Origin of the sequence: Arthrobacter sp. Hiyo1 (assembly GCF_001263615.2) — a bacterium.
In the GTDB taxonomy this organism is placed as follows: domain Bacteria; phylum Actinomycetota; class Actinomycetes; order Actinomycetales; family Micrococcaceae; genus Arthrobacter.
In genome coordinates this window covers 246623-250497 of record NZ_DF952474.1, presented here as the reverse complement: position 1 = coordinate 250497, position 3875 = coordinate 246623, and the positions used below count along the sequence as shown (strand labels likewise).

3 protein-coding genes and 3 pseudogenes are annotated in these 3875 nt (G+C 63.1%); 2 read left to right on the top strand and 4 right to left on the bottom strand.

The window, feature by feature from the left end; translation table 11 throughout:
* The coding region (locus AHiyo1_RS18465) for an HAD family hydrolase (protein ID WP_148667661.1) at positions 1-360 on the top strand (360 nt) is incomplete at its 5' end.
* Between the two features lie 267 nt (positions 361-627).
* On the opposite strand, the gene AHiyo1_RS18460 is transcribed toward AHiyo1_RS18465, so the two are convergent.
* The 3 genes and pseudogenes from AHiyo1_RS18460 to AHiyo1_RS18450 all read right to left on the bottom strand — a co-directional run bounded on the left by AHiyo1_RS18460 (position 628) and on the right by AHiyo1_RS18450 (position 2412).
* A complete protein-coding gene (locus AHiyo1_RS18460; RefSeq protein WP_003792170.1) occupies positions 628-726 on the bottom strand; it encodes a 30S ribosomal protein bS22 in 99 nt (32 codons plus the stop codon).
* Between the two features lie 173 nt (positions 727-899).
* Positions 900-1112, bottom strand: a complete 213-nt coding sequence (locus tag AHiyo1_RS18455; protein WP_059389516.1) for a helix-turn-helix domain-containing protein — start codon at positions 1110-1112, stop codon at positions 900-902.
* 158 nt (positions 1113-1270) lie between these two features.
* Positions 1271-2412: pseudogene (locus AHiyo1_RS18450) on the bottom strand (3-deoxy-7-phosphoheptulonate synthase).
* A 324-nt stretch (positions 2413-2736) separates the two neighbouring features.
* Between AHiyo1_RS18450 and AHiyo1_RS18445 the strand changes: the two are divergent.
* Positions 2737-3749 (top strand): annotated as a pseudogene (locus AHiyo1_RS18445) (LacI family DNA-binding transcriptional regulator).
* Here the strand turns inward: AHiyo1_RS18445 and AHiyo1_RS27250 are convergent.
* A pseudogene (locus AHiyo1_RS27250) lies at positions 3739-3875 on the bottom strand (GntR family transcriptional regulator); the annotation flags it as partial. The pseudogenes AHiyo1_RS18445 and AHiyo1_RS27250 sit on opposite strands and share 11 nt — an antisense overlap.

Genomic DNA, 3875 nt, shown 5'->3' with positions numbered 1-3875 from the left:
ACCGTGGGTGAGGTTGAAGATGGCGCTTACACCGGCCGGTTGGTGGGCGAGATCCTCCACGGGCCAGCCAAGGCCGTGGCCGTGCAGCGCGTAGCAGACGAAGAAGGCCTGGACCTGAAGCGCTGCTGGGCGTACAGCGATTCGCATAACGATATCCCGCTGCTCACGTTGGTGGGCCACCCCGTGTGCATCAATCCCGACGCCGGGCTTCGCCGCCACGCGCGGGAGAACAACTGGCCTGTTTACGACTTCCGTTCCGGCCGCCGGGCAGCCACGCTCGGCCTCAAGGCCGCGACCGTCGGAGGCGCCGTCTACGGCTTGTGGCGGGGCTTCTCCAAATTCCGCAGCCCGAGGGCCTAACCCCGGCAACCCTCGCTCACATATACCCGCCTCCCCGGCAACCCTCGCTGACATATACCCGCCTCCCCGGTAACCCTCGCTCACATGATGTGACGACCTCATTCCGGCATGTGCCACATACGGGAGCGAGCGTTGTCGAAACGGCCGACATACGTGAGCGAGGGTCCGGGGAAAAGCGCTCATAGGTGAGCGAGCGTCACCGGGGACGGACGCAAAAATGCCCGCCGCCTTGAGAGGCAACGGGCATTCACGCTGTAGGAAGTATCTCTACTTCTTATTGCGACGCTGGTGGCGGGTCTTGCGAAGCAGTTTGCGGTGCTTCTTCTTGGCCATACGCTTGCGGCGCTTCTTAATAACTGAACCCACGTAAGTTCCTTACCAAACTAGATTGAGATTCTGTCTGCTGGGTGAGGTCCTTGAACTGAGCAACAGACTTTACAACTGACAGATTCTTACAATGACGTAAAACGTTCCTTAACAGGGTACCGCTTATCGGGGGCACCCAATGACCGCTGGCCCTTGAGGGGACCAAGCCGGGCTCAGGCCGTCTCTGAGTGTCCGTCGACGACCGCGCCCTTGAGGTACTGGCTCACGGCATCTTCGGGGACCCGGAATGATCGTCCAAATCGGACGGCCGGCAATTCTCCCGAGTGGACCAGACGGTACACGGTCATTTTGGAAACCCGGAGGACTTCGGCAACTTCAGCCACTGTCATGAAACGCGCGTTCGAGAAGTTAGTCTCTGCGGACATTTCTCCATATTCCTTTGCTCTCAGCGGTTAGCGGCGAACCCCAGCATTCATTACCTGGTGTGCCGATGCTGAGCCATCAAACAACCATGTGCTAGATACTCTAGAGGCTGCTGGTACCAAAGTGAAAGTCTTTCGTCCAAGTGGAGACTAGGTTTCACTTAGTTGGAAGCAGCTACCCGACGCTTTCGGGCCGAGGCCGCCAACTGGTTCAGGACGGACACCGTGACGTCCCATTCCATGCAGGCGTCGGTGACGCTCTGGCCGTACACCAGCTCTTGTTCGCCGGCCGACTGCCGCTCCACATCCAGGTTCTGCGCCCCACCGACAAGGAAGCTCTCCAGCATGACGCCGGCGATTGGCGAAGCAACGTCATCTTCCAACTGCGCGCCGATCTCCAAGGCGACTTCGGCCTGGCGGTGGTGGCTCTTGCCGCTGTTGGCATGGCTCGCGTCAACGATGAGCCGCGGGTTCAAGCCTTTGCCGAGAGCTTCTCCGAGGCAGCGGCAACCTGGTCCGCGGCGTGGTTCGGTCCCTTGCGGCCGCCGCGCAGGATCACATGGGTGTCCGGGTTGCCCGAGGTCGCCACGAGGGCGGCGCGGCCCTCGCCGTCGATCCCCAGGAACGCCTGGGGTGCCGCAGAAGCGCCGCAGGCATCGATCGCGACTTGGAGGTCGCCGTCGGTCCCGTTTTTGAAGCCGATCGGCATGGAGAGTCCGGAGGCAAGCTGGCGGTGGATCTGGCTCTCGGTGGTCCGCGCACCGATGGCGCCCCATGCCACGAGGTCGGCCATGTATTGCGGGCTGATGGGTTCCAGGAACTCGGTGGCCGTCGGCAGGCCCAGGGCCGTGACTTGCTGGAGGAATCCACGGGCGGCACGGAGTCCGGCCGCGATGTCGTGGCTGCCGTCCAAGTGGGGATCGTTGATGAGGCCCTTCCAGCCGACCGTGGTGCGCGGCTTCTCGAAGTAGGCCCGCATGACGATGAGCAGGTCTTCCTTGTGCTTCTCCGCCTGGCTGACCAGCCTGCGCGCGTATTCCAGGCCGGCCTTCGGATCGTGGATGGAGCACGGTCCCACGATCACCAGGAGGCGATCGTCCACGCCGTCCATGATGGCGCGGACTCCGTCGCGTCCGCGCTCGACGACGGCGGAGGCCTTAGCGTCCAGCGGCAGTTCCGCGCTGATTTCCTGCGGCGTGGGGAGCGGCTCGAAGCGGCTGACGCGCAGGTTCGACGTCGACTGCGCGCCGGGATTTTCGACGTCGGCATTTAGTGTGGTGGGCTCTGCGGCGATGCTGGTCATGAAAGGGGTCCTGTTCCGGAGAGGAGCGGACCCTACTCAGAGCCCGCCTGGAAATGGCGAAGGGCAGAGAATGATCTCTGCCCTGTTGGCTCTGAAGGAAAGTTGGATGCGTGTCAGTTAGACGCGGGCCCCTCCAGAGCCAACGAAAAATACGCATACCAACGGTTAGTCATAGCGAAACCATAGCGGCAGGCTCCGGATTCCCGCAAATCGAAATGCAACGACATCAAGGGAAACCGTTTCCTCACTCACTATAAACTTCACCTCAGAACACACGTCGCCGCAGCATTGGAACCGGGCGGCATCAGCTCCAGGAAGGAAAGCATGCCAGGCAGAAGGAACACCCGGCGGGTGGGCATCGCAGATGTGGCATCCATGGCCGGCGTTTCGCATGCCACGGTTTCCCGCGTCATGAACGGAAACACAACCGTGGACGCGGACATTGCCGCCCGCGTGCGCGCAGCCGCTTCCGAGCTGAAGTACAAGCCGAACCCGGTAGGCCGAAGCCTGGCCCTGGGGAAAACGGACACTATCGGAATCGTGGTGCCGGACCTGTCCAACCCCACCTTCCAGGCCATCCTTCGCGGGCTGAGTATTGCCGCCGCCCGCGACGGCTACCGCGTGTTGATCGCCGACTCGTCCGAAGTTTCCAGCGAAGAAGCGATCCTCGCCGGGGAAGCCCGGAGGCGATGCGACGCGTCGTTCTTTGCGCCCCCCGCATGAGCGACGCCGACCTGGAAGAACTCGCCCCCACGCTCTATCCCCTCGTTCTCATCAACCGCACCACCGAGTCGGTGCCGACTCCCAGCCTCGTAGTGGACTACGGCCAAGGCATCCAGGAGCTTGCCGCCCACTTGGTGGAATTGGGCCACCGCAAACTGGCCTACCTGACGGGACCGGACCGCAGTGCGTCCAACGTGCAGCGCCTCCGTGGGCTCGAGAAGTTTACGGCCGAATTCCCGGATGTCGAACTGCAGTTCATTCCCGGAGGGAACACGTTCGACGCCGGATTCGAGTCGAGCGATGCCGTCGCCGCCTGCGGCGCCACCGGCATCCTTGTCTTCAACGACGTCGCGGCGATGGGCCTCTTGAGCGGACTCAGCGAGCGCGGGATCCGCGTGCCGGAGGACTTGTCCCTCACGGGTTTCGATGACATGCCGTTCGCCCGGTACACCATGCCTCCGCTAACCACTGCGGCTGTACCGATTTCCGACCTCGGGGACCTTGCGTGGCGCCGCATGCGGGAGCAGATCCAGACCAACGACGCCGCCTCCCCCACGAACTACTTCCCGCCGCGGATTGAGCTCAGGGGAAGCACCGGACCCGTCAAGGCCTAGTTTCCTCAGGGGCCTTCCCCAGCCCGGCTTCCCGGTAGTACCCCTCGATGTGCGCGGCCACGAGCGTCGCCGCCCGGCCGCCGTCGCCGTCGTTCACTGCCGCCAAAATGGCGCGGTGCTCGGACC

Coding starts and splice junctions, on each gene's coding strand:
- AHiyo1_RS18455 (WP_059389516.1), bottom strand. CDS start 1,112: ATGTCCGCAGAGACTAACTTCTCGAACGCGCGTTTCATGACAGTGGCT.